The following is a 297-nucleotide window of genomic DNA, read 5'->3' as shown; positions in this document are numbered from 1 at the left end:
GGGTTTCGGTGGCCGTATCCATTGCGTCTACGGCCTATGCATTATTCTTTGCCCCAAAACCAGAGCTGGGCGGTTTTTCATCCAGTAACGCTTCATCGCTGGATCTGAACCCGGCGCGGGCAAACACCGCAAAACTCGGTGATCCCGTCAGGGAGGCTTTTGGGCGAAACCGGATTTACCCGGATTACCTGGTGCAGCCGGTAACGCGATTCGACCCCGCTGATCCCACCAGAATGACGGTAGAAATGTTTGTCTGCCTTGGATATGGGCGTTTCTCCTATACCGGTGGGGATTTTC

Annotated in this window: 1 pseudogene; it reads left to right on the top strand. The window is 54.9% G+C overall.

Features of this window, described 5'->3' with window-relative positions:
- Positions 1-297, top strand: a pseudogene (locus tag RRF55_RS27390) (host specificity factor TipJ family phage tail protein); the annotation flags it as partial.

The organism is Klebsiella sp. K47, assembly GCF_051858335.1.
GTDB classification, from domain to species: Bacteria; Pseudomonadota; Gammaproteobacteria; order Enterobacterales; family Enterobacteriaceae; genus Klebsiella; species Klebsiella pneumoniae.
The sequence above is the reverse complement of the archived record's forward strand: the minus strand, read 5'-3'. Positions and strand labels throughout refer to the sequence as shown.